This is a genomic window from Micromonospora sp. GCM10011542 (assembly GCF_042650685.1).
Classification (GTDB): Bacteria; Actinomycetota; Actinomycetes; order Mycobacteriales; family Micromonosporaceae; genus Micromonospora.
The window spans coordinates 1-18,055 of the sequence record NZ_JBHSBO010000040.1 but is presented as its reverse complement, the minus strand read 5'-3'; the positions used below and the strand labels follow the sequence as shown (position 1 = coordinate 18,055).

The 18,055-nt window shown below is 68.5% G+C and carries 18 protein-coding genes; 11 read left to right on the top strand and 7 right to left on the bottom strand.

The window, feature by feature from the left end; all coding sequences use genetic code 11:
• Positions 1-124: 124 nt before the first annotated feature.
• On the top strand, positions 125-1,126 hold the full coding sequence (locus ACFOW4_RS13535; protein ID WP_377527583.1) for an ATP-dependent DNA ligase: 1,002 nt from the start codon (positions 125-127) through the stop codon (positions 1,124-1,126).
• 167 nt (positions 1,127-1,293) lie between these two features.
• Here the strand turns inward: ACFOW4_RS13535 and ACFOW4_RS13530 are convergent, their stop codons facing one another.
• Entirely contained in the window at positions 1,294-1,494 is a 201-nt protein-coding gene (locus ACFOW4_RS13530) for a hypothetical protein (protein WP_377527582.1), read from the bottom strand.
• Here ACFOW4_RS13530 and ACFOW4_RS13525 point away from each other — a divergent pair.
• Positions 1,493-1,849 (top strand): hypothetical protein, encoded by a 357-nt coding sequence (locus tag ACFOW4_RS13525; protein WP_377527580.1) that lies wholly within the window; start codon positions 1,493-1,495, stop codon positions 1,847-1,849. The two genes, ACFOW4_RS13530 and ACFOW4_RS13525, sit on opposite strands and share 2 nt — an antisense overlap.
• 137 nt (positions 1,850-1,986) lie before the next feature.
• A complete protein-coding gene (locus tag ACFOW4_RS13520) occupies positions 1,987-2,151 on the top strand; it encodes a hypothetical protein (RefSeq protein ID WP_377527579.1) in 165 nt (54 codons plus the stop codon).
• Positions 2,152-2,159: 8 nt separating this feature from the next.
• On the opposite strand, the gene ACFOW4_RS13515 is transcribed toward ACFOW4_RS13520, so the two are convergent.
• A complete protein-coding gene (locus ACFOW4_RS13515; RefSeq protein ID WP_377527578.1) occupies positions 2,160-2,381 on the bottom strand; it encodes a hypothetical protein in 222 nt (73 codons plus the stop codon).
• 18 nt (positions 2,382-2,399) lie between these two features.
• Here ACFOW4_RS13515 and ACFOW4_RS13510 point away from each other — a divergent pair, with 18 nt between their 5' ends.
• From ACFOW4_RS13510 to ACFOW4_RS13475, 8 genes are all read left to right on the top strand, one after another.
• The gene (locus tag ACFOW4_RS13510; RefSeq protein ID WP_377527576.1) at positions 2,400-2,804 is read left to right on the top strand and encodes a hypothetical protein; all 405 of its coding nucleotides are present in this window, start codon (positions 2,400-2,402) and stop codon (positions 2,802-2,804) included.
• Between the two features lie 1,092 nt (positions 2,805-3,896).
• Complete coding sequence (locus ACFOW4_RS13505) at positions 3,897-4,748, top strand: hypothetical protein (protein ID WP_377527575.1); 852 nt, start codon at positions 3,897-3,899, stop codon at positions 4,746-4,748.
• 42 nt (positions 4,749-4,790) lie between these two features.
• Complete coding sequence (locus ACFOW4_RS13500; RefSeq protein WP_377527573.1) at positions 4,791-5,558, top strand: DUF6401 family natural product biosynthesis protein; 768 nt, start codon at positions 4,791-4,793, stop codon at positions 5,556-5,558.
• Between the two features lie 71 nt (positions 5,559-5,629).
• Complete coding sequence (locus ACFOW4_RS13495; protein WP_377527572.1) at positions 5,630-7,120, top strand: SCO6880 family protein; 1,491 nt, start codon at positions 5,630-5,632, stop codon at positions 7,118-7,120.
• 21 nt (positions 7,121-7,141) lie between these two features.
• A complete protein-coding gene (locus tag ACFOW4_RS13490) occupies positions 7,142-8,569 on the top strand; it encodes a hypothetical protein (RefSeq protein WP_377527571.1) in 1,428 nt (475 codons plus the stop codon).
• Entirely contained in the window at positions 8,566-9,594 is a 1,029-nt protein-coding gene (locus ACFOW4_RS13485; RefSeq protein ID WP_377527569.1) for a type IV secretory system conjugative DNA transfer family protein, read from the top strand. The genes ACFOW4_RS13490 and ACFOW4_RS13485 overlap by 4 nt, the downstream gene beginning before the upstream one ends.
• Positions 9,557-10,408: a type IV secretory system conjugative DNA transfer family protein gene (locus tag ACFOW4_RS13480; RefSeq protein ID WP_377527568.1), complete on the top strand. Its 852-nt coding sequence runs from the start codon at positions 9,557-9,559 to the stop codon at positions 10,406-10,408. Before ACFOW4_RS13485 ends, ACFOW4_RS13480 begins: the two co-directional genes overlap by 38 nt.
• A gap of 111 nt (positions 10,409-10,519) precedes the next feature.
• Positions 10,520-11,533 (top strand): toprim domain-containing protein, encoded by a 1,014-nt coding sequence (locus ACFOW4_RS13475; RefSeq protein ID WP_377527567.1) that lies wholly within the window; start codon positions 10,520-10,522, stop codon positions 11,531-11,533.
• Between the two features lie 334 nt (positions 11,534-11,867).
• Here the strand turns inward: ACFOW4_RS13475 and ACFOW4_RS13470 are convergent, their stop codons facing one another.
• From ACFOW4_RS13470 to ACFOW4_RS13450, 5 genes are all read right to left on the bottom strand, one after another.
• Positions 11,868-14,036, bottom strand: coding sequence for a hypothetical protein (locus ACFOW4_RS13470; protein ID WP_377527565.1), 2,169 nt, complete (start codon positions 14,034-14,036; stop codon positions 11,868-11,870).
• Complete coding sequence (locus ACFOW4_RS13465; RefSeq protein ID WP_377527564.1) at positions 14,033-14,944, bottom strand: hypothetical protein; 912 nt, start codon at positions 14,942-14,944, stop codon at positions 14,033-14,035. Before ACFOW4_RS13465 ends, ACFOW4_RS13470 begins: the two co-directional genes overlap by 4 nt.
• Positions 14,945-14,971: 27 nt before the next feature.
• Positions 14,972-15,580, bottom strand: coding sequence for a hypothetical protein (locus ACFOW4_RS13460; RefSeq protein WP_377527562.1), 609 nt, complete (start codon positions 15,578-15,580; stop codon positions 14,972-14,974).
• Between the two features lie 656 nt (positions 15,581-16,236).
• Positions 16,237-16,914 carry a transposase gene (locus ACFOW4_RS13455; RefSeq protein WP_377527561.1) on the bottom strand — a complete coding sequence of 226 codons (678 nt, stop codon included), beginning with the start codon at positions 16,912-16,914 and terminating at the stop codon, positions 16,237-16,239.
• A gap of 614 nt (positions 16,915-17,528) precedes the next feature.
• Entirely contained in the window at positions 17,529-18,029 is a 501-nt protein-coding gene (locus ACFOW4_RS13450; protein ID WP_377527560.1) for a transposase, read from the bottom strand.
• Positions 18,030-18,055: the final 26 nt, after the last annotated feature.

The following is an 18,055-nucleotide window of genomic DNA, read 5'->3' as shown; positions in this document are numbered from 1 at the left end:
CTCCCCCACGATGACGTGGGGGGCGGAAGATGAAGCGCGTTCACAATCGGCCCGCGCGGTGAGTTCGGGCCGGCGCCGGGCCAGCGCGGCGGCAGACCCGGTGCTGCGTCGGCCGGTTACGCCCATGCTCGCCACGCCGGTCGACGCGGTCCCGGACGCTCCGGGCCTGACCCATGAGCCAAAGTGGGACGGGTGGAGGTGCATCGCCTTCCGTGAGGACGACGGGGTGTACCTGCAGTCGCGGGCCGGCCGGAACCTCACCACCTACTTCCCCGACATCACCCGGGCCGTCCGGACGCTCCCGCCCGGGGTGGTGCTGGACGGTGAGCTGATCGTGTGGCAGCGCGGCCGGACGAACTTCGCGCTGCTCCAACGGAGGATCACCGCCGGCCGCGGCCTCCTGCGCCTGGCCCACGACTGCCCCGCCCACTACGTGCTGTTCGATCTGCTCGCCGACGCCGGCGGCGAGGTGATCCTGAGCCTGCCGCTGTCGCAGCGGCGGGCCCGGCTAAAGCAGCTGCTCGTCGACGCGCCGACGCAGCTCACCCTGACCCCGCAGACGACCGACACGCAGCAGGTCTCGGACTGGCTGGTGAACTGGACCGTCGCGGCCGGCATCGAGGGCGTGGTCAGCAAGCGGCTGGCCTCCAGGTACGAGCCGGGCCGGCGCGGCTGGTGGAAGTTCCGGACCAGGCTCGTGACCGAGGCGATCATCGGCGGAGTGACCGGCAGCATCCGCACCCCCGTCACCGTGCTGCTCGGGCGGTTCGATCGGCGGGGCCGGCTGCGGTACACCGGCCGCACCCACCCGCTGGCCGGCGCCCAGCGGGAGCAGCTCGCCGGGATGCTGTCTCCTCCGAACCCTCTGCAGCACCGCCGCGCCACCGTGGTTCACCCGTGGCCGGAGCCGCTCCCAGCGTCCTGGTCGGGGCAGCTCGAGCGGCCGGAGCCGCTGCGGTACGTGCAGGTGGAACCGACGGTGGTGGCGGAGATCGACGCCGACGTCGCGTTCGAGCACGGGCGCTGGCGGCACCGAGTGCGGTACGCGCGGGCCCGGCCGGACATGTCGGTCTACGACGTGCCGCTGCTACTCGGCGAGGAGGAGGGCTACTTCGGCGAGGCGTAGCCGGGCGCACGTCTGGCGCGCCGGCCCTGAACTCTGACCCTCAAGGTCGGCGCCTGGTGGCGCCGCGCCAGCGGCCGGCCGCGTCGCGGTGCCGGCGGTAACTGGATCGCCCACGCCGGCGGGATGTTGGGCACTGGTACGGTCCCGGCCATGACTCGCCTCCACCACTACGCTGCTGCTTTCGCCCTGGTGACCGTGCTTGCCGGATGCGGCGGTGGGGCGGAGACGCCCGCTACGGCCAGCGCCACCGCCGGGCCCACGTCCGCGACCCCGGCCTCGTCGACGCCGACGGCATCGCCGTCGCCCAGCCCAAGCCAGGACGGCATGCTCGCCTTGGGTAAGACCTTCACGTTCAAGGACAGCACCATGACCACCACCGTGCTGCGGTACAAGCAGCCGATCAGCGATGACGGTCCTGACCTGAAGAAGGGTGAGGCGCTCGGTGGGCTCGAGGTGAATACCTGCAACCTGGCCAGTGCGAGCCAGCCGGAGCAGGTGAGCGTCGCCCCTTGGTCGCTGGAGTGGTCGGACGGTACGACCACCAAAGACGTCTGGTCCGGCGTCGTGTCTGCCGAGTACCCGTACAACTTGAAGACCCTCAAGCCGGGCCGGTGCGTGAAGGGGTGGATCGTCTTCACGGTGCCCGTGAAGGGCAAGCCGTCCGTGGCGGTGTACGAGGGGCAGTCCAACGAGGGTCAACCGGCTGAGTGGAAGCTGAGCTGACGCGGGCACGATGAAGCCCCGCCCACTTCTCGGTGGGCGTTGCCGGCGTACGCTGCCCGCCGGCCATCAGCGCCGCTCCAGCTGCCCCGACCAGGACGCCGGCAGCGGCTCCGCCGTGGCCGGAGCCGCTGCGGTACGTGCAGGTGGAACCGACGGTGGTGGCGGAGATCGACGCCGACTTCGCGTTCGAGCACGGCGGTGGCGGCACCGGGTGCGGTACGCGCGGGCCCGGCCGGACATGTCGGTGTACGACGTGCCGGCTGCTGCTCGGCGAGGAGGAGGGCTACTTCGGGGAGCCGTAGGGGCCTGGTCAGGGCCTGTGGTCGTCGCAGCCCCAGCCGCCCGGGTAGAGGCGCGCCTTCTTGGTGCAGCCGTTCGCCCTGCCGCACACCCCCGGGCGAGCGACCACGATCGGCGGCGGGGTGAGCAGCTGCGGCGCCGGCGGGTTGGCCAAGGTGGCGAAGACCTGCTCGCCGGTGTCCCGGATCGTGCTCGTCGAGCGGACGTCGGACTCCTTGAGGTAGCCGCACATCCGGTTGAAGGCCCGCCGGTGTGCGCGCGTCTTCTCGTCGACGACCTCGCCGTCCGTCTGCGGCTCGTCGTGCAGGTGACCGCCGAGCTGGACGCCCAGCTGCAGCCGACGGGGCTGTACACGGTGGAGTACCTGTACGGGCGCGACGCCCGGGAGGCCGAATACGCGCCGATCCGGCGGTGGATCGTCGCGGCGGCCGCGTACGCGCACCCGGTGGTGCGGCGGCTGGCCAAGCAGGGCGGCGCCCGCCGGCGGGTGAAGTCTGTGTCGGCGGAGGGCCAGTCCGTCAGCTACGACAACGGGCCCGCCACGGCAGACGCGCCGACGACCGGGGTGCCGCCGCAGTCGTCCATGGACCGGTGGCGGCTGGCCGGCCGGCGGGCCTACACCCGGCCGGGCTGGGCGATCCCCCGCCCGTACTGAGCGGCGCACCGCACGCTGCGTGGGTCATCCTAGGAAAACACCTGTACGAGGGGCCCCGGAAATGACCTCGCGTGATGGCGTGACCACCCACGGGATTCGGCCGTTTGGCCTAGTGACGGGGTCACCCATGCGGGTCTGTGTCACAAAAAGCTGCGGATTCTGCGGACACCGTTACAGTGGAAGTAACCGCACGTCACAGGGCGGGGAGTGTACGACACAAGAGTCGGAACTGAAAATATTTGTGGTCCCGGTCACGTGTTGCTTCCTGCTTAGGTATGTCAGACTGCGGAGGTCGCGGGCTTTACACCCCGCAAAAATAGAAGAACGCCCCGCCCCCGGCCGCGAAACCATAGGAGCGGAGCGCCCTTCACCTGCTGGATGTGGCCCTGTCTTTAGACGGGGCTACATCCGTTTAGGGCCCCGTAGAGCCCCACCGCGGCGGTCGCCACCTTGAGGATGGTGAACGCCACGTCGCCAGCCTTCACCCACCACGGGGTGGGTTTTGGCCGGTTGCCCTTCCGGCGCGGGCGCCGGCGGGGCGGAGGTGAATCACTCGACATCGGGCCGAGCTCCCTTCCCGGGGGGACGTTCGCCCCCCGAGCTCTCGGGGGCGATGTCGCATTCCCTCGAGGTCGGGATAACTGCGCCGATGCCAATGCAGAACTCTACCGGGCCGGGGGGACCGGGCGCGCGAAACCTTGGCTTGATCGGCAAACTTTGCCCTCCAATTTAGTGGGTTATGCCCCTTATATGCGCGAAGAAACCACCGCCGGTGGGCCGACTCGCGGTCACGGTGTGTCGCCGGGGGCCTCGAACTGGGCCCATGCGATTAGCTTGACCTGGTCTCCGAGATCAAGGCCGGCACGCTCGCGCAGCACCCGTTCGCGCCCACCGTGGTGCAGCGGTCCACCATGGCCACGACGGCCCCGCCGTCGTGCGCGAGACACAACCCGGGCGGCTCCCCTACTGTTCGCGCGGACCCGGGGGGTCGAGTCCGTAAGCCGCCTTCGGCAGGTGAGCGAGCGGGCAAACCGGGGCGGCAGGAAATCACGGGGCCTGCCGCCCCGGTTCACCCGGGACAGGGGGTGCGGCATGGCGGTCCTGCTGGCAGACGGCCTCTACCAGGTGCGCAAGCGGCAGCACCCCGCCGAGCGGGACGCCCACGGCGCACCGATCCCCGGCCCCGACAACGCCACCGCCACCGACCCGGTGCCAGGCGCCGCGGTGGAGCAGCCCGACGGGTCGTGGAAGTTGCGACTCGACCCGGTGTGGCCCGTCCGGGCCCAGGACACCATCACCACCAACGACGGCATCCGCACGTGGACGGTGACCGGCATCCCCCGGCTGCATGAAGTCCCCGGTGTGCCCGACGTCGACCACGTCGCGGTCCAGGCCGTTCTCGTCCCGCCGGAGGTGGATCGTGGCTACCCGGTCCGACCGCGTAACGGGCTCGAGCAGATCGTCGCCGCGATGGTCGCCCGCAAGGTGCAGGCCATCACCGACGAGGTCGCCGACGTCGCCCGGGACAATGCCCCGCCGACGAAGACGTGGCACACCGCCAACGACAAGGACGTCCGGCCGGAGCACCGCGACGCGAACGGCCAGGAGGTCCCGGCGAACCTGCGGTTCGTGGTGGACAGCCCCGACTACGACCAGGCGCACTACGGCGCCCCGCCGAAGCAGCAGCTGCGGAACCCGCGCGACCGGGACGCCACCCCCGGCCTAACCGAGAACTGCCGGTGCGAGGCGATTGAAGACCCGGCCGGCCTGGCCCGTGGGATCGAGGCGCACCCGGTGGAGGTGCGCGGCGCGAAGGTGGTCGGGCGCGTCACCTCGGTCGGCCCGCGCGTGAGCGACGCCGAGTTCGGCACCGCGCAGGACGACGCCGCCCGGTACATGGGCAGGGCGGTGCAGGAGGTCGCCGCCCGGCACCGCGCCCGGTAAGGGGCAGGTGCTGACGTCGGCCCGGACCGCTATCGTCCCGGCATGACCTCCGACCAGAGGTTCCGCGCGCTGATCCTGCTCTTCTGCTTCGTGGCCATGCTGAGCACCTCGACGGGGTTCTTCATCTCGCGCGACCGGTGGCGGGCGTCCTGGTGGATGACCGGCGTGCTGGTGCCGGCCACCGTGGGAGAGCTGGTGCTCGTCGCCGGGACGGTGTGGACCGGCGAATGGTTCCTGCTGGTCTGCGCCGCCGGGCTGGCCTTCATGCTGGCCGTCGGATGGGACATGAACCTGGGCGCCCGGCGCGGGGACGGCGGCCGGTTCCTGACGTTCATCGCCCGCCGAATGATCAACCGCAAGAGGTGGTCGCCGCGCGCCGGCGGGCGGCCGCTGCAGTCCATGGACAATCTGCGCGCCGAGTACGGGCAGGGCGTCCTCGACGACGCGCGCCGTGACCCGAGGCTCGCGCACATCCTCGGCCAGACCGCCGGGTCGCTCGAGGAGCGGCTCTTCGGCGGTGGCCGGTCGAGGGAGCTGCCGCTCATCCAGATCACGGCGTACGCCAACGGGCTCGTCGAGGGAATCAGCGAGCCGGGCCGCAGTGGCCCGCCGCGGGTCTACGGGGGCTACTCGTCGGACATGATCCTGCTCGCGGCGCTGTGCCAGCTGCACGACCGGTACGAGCGGAGGGCAGCGGCCGGAAGCGCGGCCGCCAGTGGGGGTGCGGCGGCCGGAGGTGGCATGGCGGCGGCCGGAGCCGCGACCGGACCGGCGGCACCGATCGTTATCGGCGCCGCTCTGGTGGCCTAGGCCGGTGTCAGCGCGGCGAAGGCAGGCGCGAACACCGCAGGCTCCGCTATGCAGGAAGGGAATTCCCCGTCGTGAGCAGCGAGCAGGCGCAGGTGCGCACCTACGGGGGCTGGCGGCGGGCGCGGGGCATGGGCCTGTTCGGCCTTGGACCGACGCAGACCTTCGTCGTCCTCGCGGCGATCACCGTGCTGATCATCTCCGGATCGATGGGCCTACGGGCGCTGGCCGTCTCCGCCGGACCGTGCGCGCTGCTTGTGGCGCTGCTGGTGTTGCGGTGGGACGGGGTGCCGGTGTCAGCCGGAATCGCGCAGCGGGTGCGGTGGTTGATCGGCACCAGCCGCGGCTACACCTCGTACCGCTCGGGGGTGATGGTCGCCGGCCAGCACGCCTGGCAGCTGCCGGGTGTGCTGGCGCCCACCACTTTGCTGACGATCGACGACGAGAGCGGCGGGGAGTACGGGGTGGTGTACAACCAGCGGCTGGGCACCATGACGGTGACGCTGCGCTGTGCGGCCACCTCCACGTGGCTGGCCGATCCGGACGCGAGCGCGGCGTGGGTGGCCAACTGGGGCGGGTGGCTGGCGAACCTGGGCTACCTGCCGATCGTCGACCACGTCGCCGTCACCGTGGACACCGCGCCGGACCCCGGCTCACGGCTGGCCGATCACGTCAGCCGGCGGATCGTGCCGCACGGGCCGGCATCCGCTCGGCGGGTGCTGCAATGGCTGGTGGAGGTGTCTCCGGCGGCCGCCGCCGATGTGGAGACCCGGGTGTCGGTGACCTTCAAGCCGGGCTCCTCCCCCAGCAAGCCCAAGAATCTTGACGAGGCCCTGGAAGAGATCAGCCGAACCCTCCCGGGCCTGCAGGACTCCCTGGGCAGCTGCGGCCTGACCGTCCTTGGCCGGGCCAGCGCGGAGAACATCTCGGCGATCGTCCGTACGGCGTTCGACCCGGCCAGCCGGGGTAACGTCGCCCGCCTGGCGGCGACCCCCGGCCTGGACCTGGCCCGGTGGGTGGACTGGGACAGCGCCGGGCCCGTGATGGCCGAGGAGCATCTCGACCGGTACGTGCACGACTCCGGCACGTCAGTGTCATGGGCTTGGCACGAAGCACCGCGCCAGCACGTGCACGCCGATGTCCTCGCGCGGCTACTCGCCCCCGGGCCGTACCCGAAGCGGGTGTCGCTGCTCTACCGGCCCTTCCCCGCCGGCGAAGCCGCGCGGATCGTCGAGAGCGAGGTCAACGCCGCAGCGTTCCGAGCGGCGTACAACCGGGCGCAGAAGCGCGACGAGTCCGCCCGGGACCACGCCGACCGGGAACGAGCCCTGCAGACCGCGCGGGAAGAGGCGACCGGCTCCGGAGTCGGTCTGATGTCGCTGTTCGTCACCACCACCGTGGTCTCCACCGAGGACCTGGGCCGGGCCGTCGCCGACGTGGAGTCCCGCGCCGACGTAGCCAAGATCCGGCTACGCCAGCTACGCGCCAGTCAGGCCGCCGGCTTCGCCACCACCCTGCCCTGCGGTGTGTGCCCGCCGCAGCTGGCCCGCCACTGGCCCCGCTGACCTCACCACCAGGAGCACTCAATGAAGAGCACCGTTACTGCCCCTGCCTGGGGCGTGCGAACGCCCGGCGCCGGCCGGGCCAGCCACGTCTCCCCCGGCATGGAGTACCAGGGCACCACCGTGCAGCTGTATGGGTTGTTCCCCTTCGTCGCCGGGTCCGGGGCGCCCACGATCGGGGTACCGATCGGACGGCACATGCTGTGGGGCGAGGTCGTCTGCCTGGACCCCCTCGAATGGCTGCGCGAGGGCCTGATCACCAACCCCGGTGTGTTCGTCCTCGGCCAGCCCGGCGTCGGCAAGTCCACCGTGGTCAAACGCCTCATCACCGGGATGACCGGGTTCGGCACCAGCACGCTGATCCTCGGCGACACCAAGCCCGACTACACCCGGCTCGTCGAACACCTCGGCGGCCAGGTCATCCGGGTCGGACGCGGCCTGGACCGGCTCAACCCGCTGGACTCCGGCCCACTCGGCAGCGCGCTCGCCCGAATGGGCGCCGCCGACGCCCGGCAGCTGCGGCTGGAGATCCGGGGCCGGCGGATGTCGCTGCTGCTGGCGCTGTGCGCCCTGGTACGCGGACAGGCGCTGAACAACACCGAGGAAATCATCCTCGGCCGCGCGATCGACGTACTCGCCGAAAGTCTTGACCGCGACCCGACGGTGCCCGACGTGCTGAGCCTCGTCGAAGCCGGCGCCGACGAGCTGCTCACCGCGGCCCGGGCGCGCACCGACGGCGAGTACCGCCGCCGCGTCGACCAGCTGGTACCCACCCTGGCGCTGTTGTGCGAGGGCAGCCTGCGCGGAGTGTTCGACGGCCCCACCACCACGCCCCTGGACCTGGATGCCCCGGCCGTCAGCGTCGACATCTCCCAGGTCGCCGCCGCCGGCGACCAGCTCGTGGCCGCCGCCATGCTGTCCACCTGGGCGTACGGCTTCGGCATGGTCGACGCCGCGTCCGTGCTCGCCGACCAGGGCCTGGCGCCGCGCCGGCAGTACCTCGGCGTCATGGACGAGCTGTGGCGGGCGCTGCGGGGCGCGACCGGGCTGGTCGAACACGCCGACGCGCTTACGAGGCTCAACCGGCAGCGGGGCATGGCCAGCGTGATGGTCACTCACTCCCTCGCCGATCTCGACGCCCTGCCCACGCCCGAGGACCGGGCCAAGGCGCAGGGCTTCATCGAGCGGTCTGCCATCAAGATCCTCGCCGGTCTGCCGCCGCGCGAGCTGAATCGCGTCAACGACGTCATCAAGCTGTCCGGGCCCGAGCGCGAACTGGTGGCGTCCTGGGCCGCACCCGAGGCCTGGTTCGCCGGCTCCGTGCATCCCGGCAGAGGGAAGTACCTGATCAAGACGGGTGAGCGCAACGGACTGCCGGTGTCGCTGACCCTGGTCGGCGAGGAGTGGGAGCTCTACGACACCGACGCGGCGATCCGGCAGACGCAGTCATGAACAGCCGGCCCGTCGAGCCGCGCGGCACCGCCGGCGGACCACTCACCCCGTTCCTGCTACTCGGGCTGGCGTGGGCGGTGGTCGCCCTGATATGGCTGTCCTGGCTGGCCGGACGAATCGCCGCCGCCGCGAGCGGGAGTCCCGCCACTGGTCCTGGCTTCGGGTCCGCGTACCTACAACACCTGCTGCGTACCGACTGGGCCGCTCTGTGGCCCGGAGTCACCCCCACCGCCGTGGGTGTCGTCTACGCGGTGCTGCTCCTGGTCCTGGTGGGCCTGGGCACCCTCGGGGCGGTGTGGTGGCAGGAGCGTAAGCCCGACGCCGAGGATCCGCTGCCGTCGCTGGCCGGACCGGCCGAGGTACGGGCCATGACACTACCCGCAGTGGCCGCCAAGGCCCGCCGCCTGCGGCCCGGCCTGGCCGACATGCCGGCGAAGGGCATCTCCGCCGAGTCGGCAGGGGTCGTCTTCGGGGCGCACTGGCGGCGGCGCAGCTCGGGACCTCGGCTCTACTCCTCCTGGGAGGACGTGATCCTCGCGGTGATGGCACCCCGCACCGGAAAGACGACCGCGCTGGCCGTGCAGTCGATCCTAAACGCGCCGGGAGCGGCACTGGCCACCAGCAACAAGCCGGATCTGTGGGCCACCACCGCGGCCGCTCGGACGGAGCGCGGCACCGTGTGGGTGTTCGACCCGCAGTCCATCGCCCACGTGCCGCAGGACTGGTGGTGGAACCCCCTGGCCGCCGTCGAGGACGTCGAGGACGCCCACCGACTGGCCAACCACTTCGTCCAGCAGGTCCGCAACTCCCACGGCAGCGACGACTTTTGGATCCAGGGCGCGCTGGACCTGCTCACCTCCCTGATCCTCGCCGCCGCGATCGAGGGCCGCACGCCTGACCTCGGTCCAGGCGTGGCTATCGGACTCCACCTCCCGCGAGCCGGCAACGATCCTCAAGAGCCACGGCTTCGGCGCCTCCGCCCGAGCCATGTCCGGCCGGCAGGCCGGGGCTCCCGAAACCCGTGAGGGGCTCTACGAGACTGCCCGTACGGCTGCGGCCTGCCTGGCCAATCCGACCATCATGGCCTGGGTCACCCCACCGGACCGGCCGCTGCCGGCACTGGAGGTCGAGGCGTTCGTCGAGAGCGCCGACACGCTCTACCTGCTGTCGAAGGACGGCGCGGGCGCGGCCGCACCGCTCGTCGCCGGCCTGACCGACCAGGTACTCCGGGCTGCGGTGACGGTCGCCGAAGCGCACGGTGGCCGGCTCGACCCGCCGCTGGTCGCCTGCCTCGACGAAGCCGCAAACATTTGCAAGATCAGGGACCTGCCGGAGCTGTACAGCCACTTCGGCAGCCGCGGCATCATCCCGCTGACCATCCTGCAGTCCTACCGGCAAGGCACCAGGGTCTGGGGCGAGCAGGGCATGGACGCGCTCTGGTCGGCCGCCACGATCAAGCTGGTTGGGGCGGGCATCGACGACGCCCGGTTCGCCGAAGACCTGTCCCGGCTCATTGGCGAACACGACGTCGCCGTCGCCTCCCGTACGCGCGACGGACAGGGCCGTACGTCGTACCAGACGTCAGTGCGTCGGCAGCGGATCCTCGACCCGGCGCAGATCCGGGCGCTGCCGAAGGGGTCAGCGCTGCTGTTCGCCACCGGCGTCAAGGTGGCCATGCTCAACCTGCTGCCCTGGTACGACGAACCGAACGCCGAGCGGCTGACCAGCGCCGTCGCCGCCTCCACCGCTGCGATGACCCGCCACGCGCAGCGCACCCGTGCCGCACGCCGGATTCGGATGGCGCAACGCTCCTGGCGAGGTCCGGCCGACTGGAGCTAGCTTGAGTATCGGAGGTAGCCAATGGATGCACCTCGACTCACTCCCCCAACATCCTCGACACGCGGTCTCGGGCTCGACCCCGCACGGCTGATCGCGGCCGTCGAGGCCGCGGTGACGTACTACCGCGGCCAGCTCCCCCACGCCGACGGCCCTCGCGTCTACCTGGTGGGTCGAGGTCTCGGTGTTCTCGTTGAGCGAAAGTGGCCGTGGCGGGTCGGGTACGCCCCACCCGGCTGGAGTTCGCTGACGCGTCACCTGGGCGCCGCGGGCTTCACTGACGACGAACTGGTAGGTGCGGGCCTGTCAACCCGCACCCGTGCGGGGCGGCTTATCGACGTTTTTCGGGACCGGGTCGTGTTTCCGGTGCGCGATCCGGTTGGGCATGCGGTGGCGTTTCTGGGTTGCGCCGGACCTGGCGCCGGTCACGGTGTACCGAAGTACATCAACAGTCCTGAGACTGGGATCTACAACAAGGGGCAGCTGCTGTTCGGGGTTGCGGAGCAGCAGGACCGCCTCGATGCCCGGTGGATGCCGGTCCTGGTTGAAGGGCCGGCGGATGTTCTCGCGGTGTGGCTGTCCTACTCACAGTCGGGCCGGCCAGGAGCGGTGGCCCTCGCGCCGTGCGGCACCATGCTGACCGACCACCAGGCCGTGATACTCCGGGAGCTGCCCGGCGCCGCAAATGGCATCGTGGCGGCATTCGACGCGGATGCGGGCGGCCGAGACGCAGTGGACAGGGCCTGGCAGCTACTCAGGCAGCCTCGGTCGCCTGGACCGTTACTGGTAGCCGAGTTCAGTGCAAGCGCTGACCCGGCGGACCTGCTGCGGCGGCCGAGCGGGAGGGCCCAGTTGCGGACCACATTGCAGCGGCGGGCACGGCCAATGCTCGACGCGGTGGTCGACCAGCGCCTCGCTCGGCTCGTTGAGCGGCATCCCCGCCTGCTGGAGGACATCGACGGTAGGTGCGCCGCGGTACGCGCCTTGGTACCGCTGCTGTACGAGGCGGCAAGTCCAGACGAGGCAGTCCGCGTCGGGCGACGCATGGTTGCTCTCACTGGAGCCGGGGTCGACACCGTCGCAATCGCCGCGCTCGCGCACCTCGAGGACGCGCTACACCACCCCTAATTCCCTTCCGAGACTGCGACCGAAATCCGGTAGGACCGAAAGGCATAGCAAAAGGCAGGTCGGCTCGACCGCATCCGTTCCCGACGGTGGCAGGGCGGTCGAGCTGTGGTGGCCTGTTAAACAGAGGGTTCGGCCGTGACCTCTCCTGCCGATGTCAGTACGTCGGAGGCTGACCTTCACTGGAACGATTCAGCTTTGGCTCGCACGGCTCACCGAGCCGTTCTTGCGCCGATGGCCACGGATAAGCCACCAAAGAATCCCGAGCAAAGCCAGCAGTGGGATGATGGACGGGGACGGCTCAGCGTTAGACAGGACGCTCACACGGTCGGTGCCATCACTCCAAGCCCTCTCGCACGCGCCTAGCTTCTCCGGCAACTTCCCAGACTCTGGGGCCGAGCCTCATGAGCACATCTTCCATATTCTTTGCGTCGAGGCTCCTGCCTGTGCGCTCTAGAGCGACCTGCAGCTCGTGAAGCTCACGGGAGCCTACCATCGAGAAGAACTGACGCGCCACCTCATCGAATTGTCGGCACAATTCCTCTAGATATTCTGGGTCAGAATCTGGGGAGAGGAGCCAGTTCATCGTCGCTTCCCGTAAGGATTCCACCGCCGCTCGCACGCCCTCAAGCAAAAGAGTCAGCCGGAATTTACGGTCGCCGAACCGATATCTCGTGCGCAAATCCGGGAAGCGTGGAAACGCGTCTAGATACTGTCGTATATCTATGAAGAGTCTGTCCACTTCAGGGAAGTGAGACGATGATGCGCGCCCGCCCGCAAGAGTCGCGAATACGGAGGTTAGGCCACGCTCGACAGCCAACTGCATCGCATTCTGCCCCAGTAGCCGCTCGGCGAGATGATCAACTGTGCGGAGCAACTGACTGTTCTGCCGGACGCTCTGGTCTAGCTTCGCAAAGAGCGTCTCAAAGGAGGCCGCACTGGCGTCCTTCTCAAGCCGGGCTACCGCGCCTTGAAGTGCCGCATCAAGGTCGTCACCAAACGTGCGTAAATTGTGGATGACGATGGCGTCGAATTGCCCTTCGAGAGCTGGTCGAAACTCCTCGCCGAGATACCCATTGACGATCAACAAAGTTTTAATCGGCAAGGGACTCTGGTCCTTTTCCGCCCTGGACAACACTGGGACGAGGCTCGCCACATCAGCCTTTTGGAGGATAGACTGAGCCAGGAAGATCGCACAACCTCCGTGCCCCACGGGAATCCAATAATCGACCTTTTTCTTACTCTTTCCAAAAGCCAACGCGCTGTTGGTTTCGAAGCGCCAGCCATTTCGGTTCAGGACACGGACGATGTCGCCGCGAAGATCGTCTTGACTGACCAGCTCGAACTGCTCGCGCGCAACCTCCCGTACGATAGCGCGGGTGACCGTCTTTCCTGCCGCGTCCGCATATGCGTAGAAGCAAAGTCGGACCAGTCGTCGGGCGTTACCGCCGGAAAGATCGGCCAGATAGGCAGCCACGTCCGTAGAGAACGGCTTCAGGCTACGCTCACCCGTGCTCCGTTCGTTGGCATCCTCGATGTAACGGACCGCATCCTCTTCCCTCAACCGGTCCGGCTTGATTACCACAGAGATTCGCTGACGGGAGTCATCCGGCAGAGCCTCCAGGAAATCGGGTAGTCCGCAGAGGATCAACAGCGCCCCGGTCTTGGAGAAGATTTCCAGCATGCGCTTGAATGCAGCGAGGACTCCCTCGGCCTGCTCCGCAGGGGAGCTGTCGCTCAGGATTTTTTCCATTTCGTCGATGACTACGACGAAACGCCGCCGCTGGCCGCCGTAAAGCAGAGCGATGACACCCATTGCTTGCAACGCACTGGCGTCCGTGTCAAGTGTGCTCACTACGCCACGTTCGATCAGGGCGGAGTCGGCGGCATTTCCACAGAGCCACTCCCACACCGCGGCCTCGAATTCTGGCCTGAGGAACAGCGATAGCGCCACCCCGAACGAAGGATCTTCGGTTATTTCTCGGAGCCGCTCGGTAAGAAGCTCCTGGTACTTGGCCTCCATCAATCCGATCCGACGCACCAACGCCAGCGGCTCCACTGCCCGGGCGCGCAGTTCGTTGGCCATAGGCCGGGTCAGGTCCGAGTCGTCGAGGTCCTCCGCTACGATATCGGCGTAGTAATCCTCGATTGTCCGTCGCACCTCGGTGCGACTAAGCCGGGGGATAAACCGCTCCCGGTACAGCGCCAAGAAACTGTCGGCCGGAGCATCGAGATACAGGCTCTTAACCTCTCCTGCAAGACCAAGCCGTCGCAGCATCGTCAAGGCGAGGTGCGTCTTCCCTGTGCCGTATTCGCCGACGATGGCGACGACGCCGCCTTTGCCAGTCTCCCCTTCAATCGCACCCTCAACGAGATATTGATCGAGTAGCGAAGTCGCACGCCGGACGGCGTCCGTCGAGACCGTGGGCAAGGGCTCGGCGTCGAGCGATGAGAATCGGGCAACTGCCGACGATGGGAACGGGTTTGTCGCGCTTGGATGACTCATAGTGCACCGTTCCTCAGGTAGTAGGCCGAGAAGTCACCGAATTCGATGGCCTGGCGAGAGTTGGTCTGTGCATCGGCAAAGACCGCGGCGCAGATGAGATTAAGTTCCCGGATCGTCGTCGTCCCCCGGCCGTTTATCCGTTCGGCCATGTAGCGCCGTACCGTTGCCTCGTCGATCGTGGGGGCCGTCGCAGCTAGGGCCGCCGCTGCCAGCCGGCTCTCAACGAAGATCCACCCGTCATCCACGCTGAGCACCCCGACTTCCAGCTCGACAACTGAGTCGAGGCCTGGCGTTCCTGGTACCTTTAGCGCTCGCCGCAGGTCGTCGCTCGCGCATTCGGTGTAGAGGTTGAGGTAAGGCCGGGCCAAGCTCGCGAGGACGGTGGCCTCGTTCAGGAATTCAATGCCCGGCAGGATGACGTGGAGGACCTTTGGGATGCTCTCAAGCAGGTCACCAAGAAACGGCAGCGTGCTCCGCGGGTCGCCCTTGCGATCGGACAACTGCTTCTGCAGCGCCGGCCTCAGCACGTTCTTGATCGCGAGCCGGTCGACGAGCCGTTCGGTCCAGTGCACCAGCCTTACGTCTGACGCCAGACCGAGGCCGGTCTCATCGGTCAGGTCGACGATTAGGCTGTCGATTTTGCAGCTCCGCAACTCCGCATCGAGCCAGTGCGCACAGCGATGCAGCAGGGCGGTCTTGCCGCAGCCCTCGCCGCCCACGGCTACGACCATCGTCGGCCGATTGACCGACGTCGCCGGATCGCCGACCTTATTGCAGAAGTCCCGGAACGCCTCCTCGGTGTGGTCGACTGGCACATAGTAGGAGCTGTGTTCCGCGTGCTTCCACGGACACAGCGGCCGCCGGTCGTCCCAGTTCCGCTGTGGTACGACGAAGGGGTTCACGGTCACGATCCAATCCTCATCTCGCTCATCTGCCTAGGCACCGAGCTGCATGGCCCGCGCGGTGGACTGCGGGCCATACCACGGCCAAGGGCGCTGCACGGCCGCCGCAACGCGCATCGCGTCGATCTCGACAGCGGTCAACCACCGCGCCGCCTCTTGCTGTCTAGCCCTTCTAGCAGCGGCGTCATCCGGCCACCTGGCAACAACCGCAGTGGCTTTGATGCTGAGTATCTCCTCGAGCAGCGTCGTGCCTAGGACGGAGCCACGCAGGGCCGCCGCCTCGTGCAGCTTGCTGGCGAGCCCATCCCTCGCGGCGTAGTACGTGCTGTCATCCGCTTCTGCCATCGGCGCCGCCAACGCTCGAACCATCGCGTTGCCTTCCCGGGCGTAGGCCGCAGCCGCACTCCGCAGCGCCTGCGCAGCCTGCACCTGCCGGTCGCGGCGCGATTTCCACTCGCCGCCGAGCATGGTGAGGAACGCTCCGACGACTGCGGAAATTAGAATCGTCCACAGGTTCGCGCTTGTGCCGGTCGGCGGCCTGACGGGAGAGGTGCCGGACTCGATGCGGTTCGCCACGATTAGGGCGTCGCAAGCGCGATCGAAGTCCTGCGGGTAGGTCCGGCGCCAGTCCTCGAACGACATCAGCCCTGCACTCGGCACGAGGAAACTCGGCGTTGGCCCCAGGGACGTCAGTGGCGTAGGCCCCGATGACGTCAGTCCCAGCGCCGTCGCAGCGTCGGCCAAGGCCTGCCGGTTGGCAAGGAAAGCGCAGTAGGCCTTCCGGCCATCGTTGGCGGTAGCTGCGGGGGCTGGGGCGGTGGGTCCGGCAAGCAGAGTCACGGACGCCGCGGCGCTGGCAACGATCGTGAGCAAGAGGCCCTCTGGTTGTCTCGGTCGCTAAGGTGTCCTGCTTATCGGGTGTTCACGATCCGCGTCAACCGCCGAACGGAAAGTAGCTTGACCGATCTGGTTCGACCTCTGGGAACGGCAAGGCCTGAGACATCGACCTTCAGTCGGCTGAAGCGATCGACTGATGCCCTCCCGGGTACGGTGCTGGTTAGGCCACCCATCCTCTGGTTACCGCTAGACAACCGCCAGAACCCAATGGTTCTTCACATCACGTTGCGATCTAGACACAGGCAGGCACCCCTCTGGGTCAAGAGGCCGCAGCGAGGGTTGTTCTAGGCTGGGGTGTGGCGGGTCCGGGAAGTGACTTTCCGAAGTGTCAATCTCGGGGCTCAGGTCGGTCGCGCTGGATTGCAGAGTCGCCCCCAAGTGTCCTCCCGGACCCGTTCTCATCAGCTTCGCGTCGGCGACCATCTGCCGGTAGACGATGTCGGACAGGCGCCGTTTCGGTGCCCGTAGGGCCTCCATCGGGGTCTTGCCCGCGGCCAATCTGCGCGGTAGTAGCGACGTCCTTCGGTGTCACGGCGTAGCTGGACGATGGCCATGATGTGCAGCGCGCGGTTGATGCCCCGGTTCCGGCTCTGGAGAGCCGGTGCCGGTTCTGGTCGCCGGATGAGGCGTCGATCGGTGCCGTTCCACGAGGCGAAGTGGACGCGGCTGGGAAACGGGGCGATGTCTCCGATCAGGCGGGCGGCGCCGGACGGTCCGATGCCGGTCAGGTCCATCAGCCGGCTGCCGGTGCTGTTGACCAGGTCGGTGAGTTCCTGTTTCGCGGTTTTGATCTTCTTGTCGATGACGACGAGTTCGCCGATCAGCTCGGAGGCCAGGCGGCGGGTTCTGCCGACCACGCCGCGTGGGCGCACGGTGCCCAGCAGGGCGCGGGCCTGCTGGGCGGACAGGTCCTTTTTCGCGCCGCCGGGCACCAGTTCGAGTAGTGGGTGGTGCATCCGGGAGACCGGGTCGGTGCGGGGGCGGTCGAGCTGGTCACGGCGATCGACGCGCAGCCGTAACGCGACGGTGGTGTCGTCGGTGAAGACCTGCCGCAGGCCTTCGGTGCGCAGGGCGACCACGGCGACGCTGCGGGCGTCGACGGGGGTCGGTCTTGCGGCCCTGGCCGGTGGCGAACACGCGGGCCCGGGCGGACAGCTTCGCGGGAACGTCCACGGCGGTCTCGCCGTCAGCGACCAGACGTTGGGCGATGTGGCGGCCGATGCCGTTGCAGCCCTCGACCGCCCACACGCGGTCTTTGTGCTTGCGACCGGCGGCGAGCATGGCCTGGTAGCCGTCGCGGTCGGTGCCGAACCCGGCCCTGCCCGAGCGCCTTCTCTCGGGCGTTGATGATTCCGATGGTGGCGGAACGCTTGTGCGGGTCCACGCCGATGATGACCTGGGCCATCGTGTCCTCCCTGGATCCGACGGTGTTCGTCGGCGCGAGAGCAGCGCTACCTTGAGCCGCGCAGTCCCCTCTTGAGCCTCTCTCCGCCGCGGTGACCGGCGGGGCGCACGCCAAATGAGAGCCACACCAACCTTGCGGTGGGCAGCCGCGATGAGAGCGACCCCCACCGGTCACCTCGACCAACCTGGCCGAGCTGCGGTCGTACCACCAGCTAACAGGTAGCCGCTGTCCGCGCGTTGGCTGCGCCCAGCCCACTGCGCTGCGCGGTCATGGCGCCCCTTATGTATGTCAAGGCGCCGCTGATACCAGGGGTTTAGGGTGGTTGGTGGCGGGTCCGGGAAGTGGCTTGTCCGAAGGGCCGATGTCCGGGATCAGGTCGGTCACGCTGGATTGCAGAGTCGTCCCCGAGTGCCCTCCCGGATCCGCCGCCTGCCGGCGTTTCTGGTCGGCGACCATGCGGGCGTAGACGACGTTGAACAGCCGTCGTTTCAGCGCGCGTATGGCTTCCATGGAGGTCTTCCCGGCGGCCTTCTTCGCGTCGAAGTAGGCGCGGCCTTCGGTGCGGTTGCGCAGCTGGACCACGGCCATAATGTGCAGTGTGAGGTTGATCCGCCGGTTGCCGGCGCGGGAGATCCGGTGACGCTCCTGGTCGCCCGAGGAGGCGTCCAGGGGTGCGGTGCCGTTCCATGAGGCGAACCGGTCGCGGTCGGCGAACCGGCTGATGTCTCCGACGTCTGCCAGTAGGCGGGGCGCGCCTGAGAGAGTGTTGTGATACCTCGGCGTGATCATCGCTGACTCTGTCAGCGATGATCACG

Excerpts from the sequence above, each read along its gene's own strand:
- ACFOW4_RS13535 (WP_377527583.1), top strand. The coding sequence starts at position 125 with ATGCTCGCCACGCCGGTCGACGCGGTCCCGGACGCTCCGGGCCTGACC.
- ACFOW4_RS13525 (WP_377527580.1), top strand. The coding sequence starts at position 1,493 with ATGACCACCACCGTGCTGCGGTACAAGCAGCCGATCAGCGATGACGGT.
- ACFOW4_RS13530 (WP_377527582.1), bottom strand. The coding sequence starts at position 1,494 with ATGGTGCTGTCCTTGAACGTGAAGGTCTTACCCAAGGCGAGCATGCCG.
- ACFOW4_RS13515 (WP_377527578.1), bottom strand. The coding sequence starts at position 2,381 with ATGTGCGGCTACCTCAAGGAGTCCGACGTCCGCTCGACGAGCACGATC.
- ACFOW4_RS13505 (WP_377527575.1), top strand. The coding sequence starts at position 3,897 with ATGGCGGTCCTGCTGGCAGACGGCCTCTACCAGGTGCGCAAGCGGCAG.
- ACFOW4_RS13500 (WP_377527573.1), top strand. The coding sequence starts at position 4,791 with ATGACCTCCGACCAGAGGTTCCGCGCGCTGATCCTGCTCTTCTGCTTC.
- ACFOW4_RS13490 (WP_377527571.1), top strand. The coding sequence starts at position 7,142 with ATGAAGAGCACCGTTACTGCCCCTGCCTGGGGCGTGCGAACGCCCGGC.
- ACFOW4_RS13485 (WP_377527569.1), top strand. The coding sequence starts at position 8,566 with ATGAACAGCCGGCCCGTCGAGCCGCGCGGCACCGCCGGCGGACCACTC.
- ACFOW4_RS13480 (WP_377527568.1), top strand. The coding sequence starts at position 9,557 with ATGTCCGGCCGGCAGGCCGGGGCTCCCGAAACCCGTGAGGGGCTCTAC.
- ACFOW4_RS13470 (WP_377527565.1), bottom strand. The coding sequence starts at position 14,036 with ATGAGTCATCCAAGCGCGACAAACCCGTTCCCATCGTCGGCAGTTGCC.
- ACFOW4_RS13460 (WP_377527562.1), bottom strand. The coding sequence starts at position 15,580 with ATGTCGTTCGAGGACTGGCGCCGGACCTACCCGCAGGACTTCGATCGC.
- ACFOW4_RS13450 (WP_377527560.1), bottom strand. The coding sequence starts at position 18,029 with ATGATCACGCCGAGGTATCACAACACTCTCTCAGGCGCGCCCCGCCTA.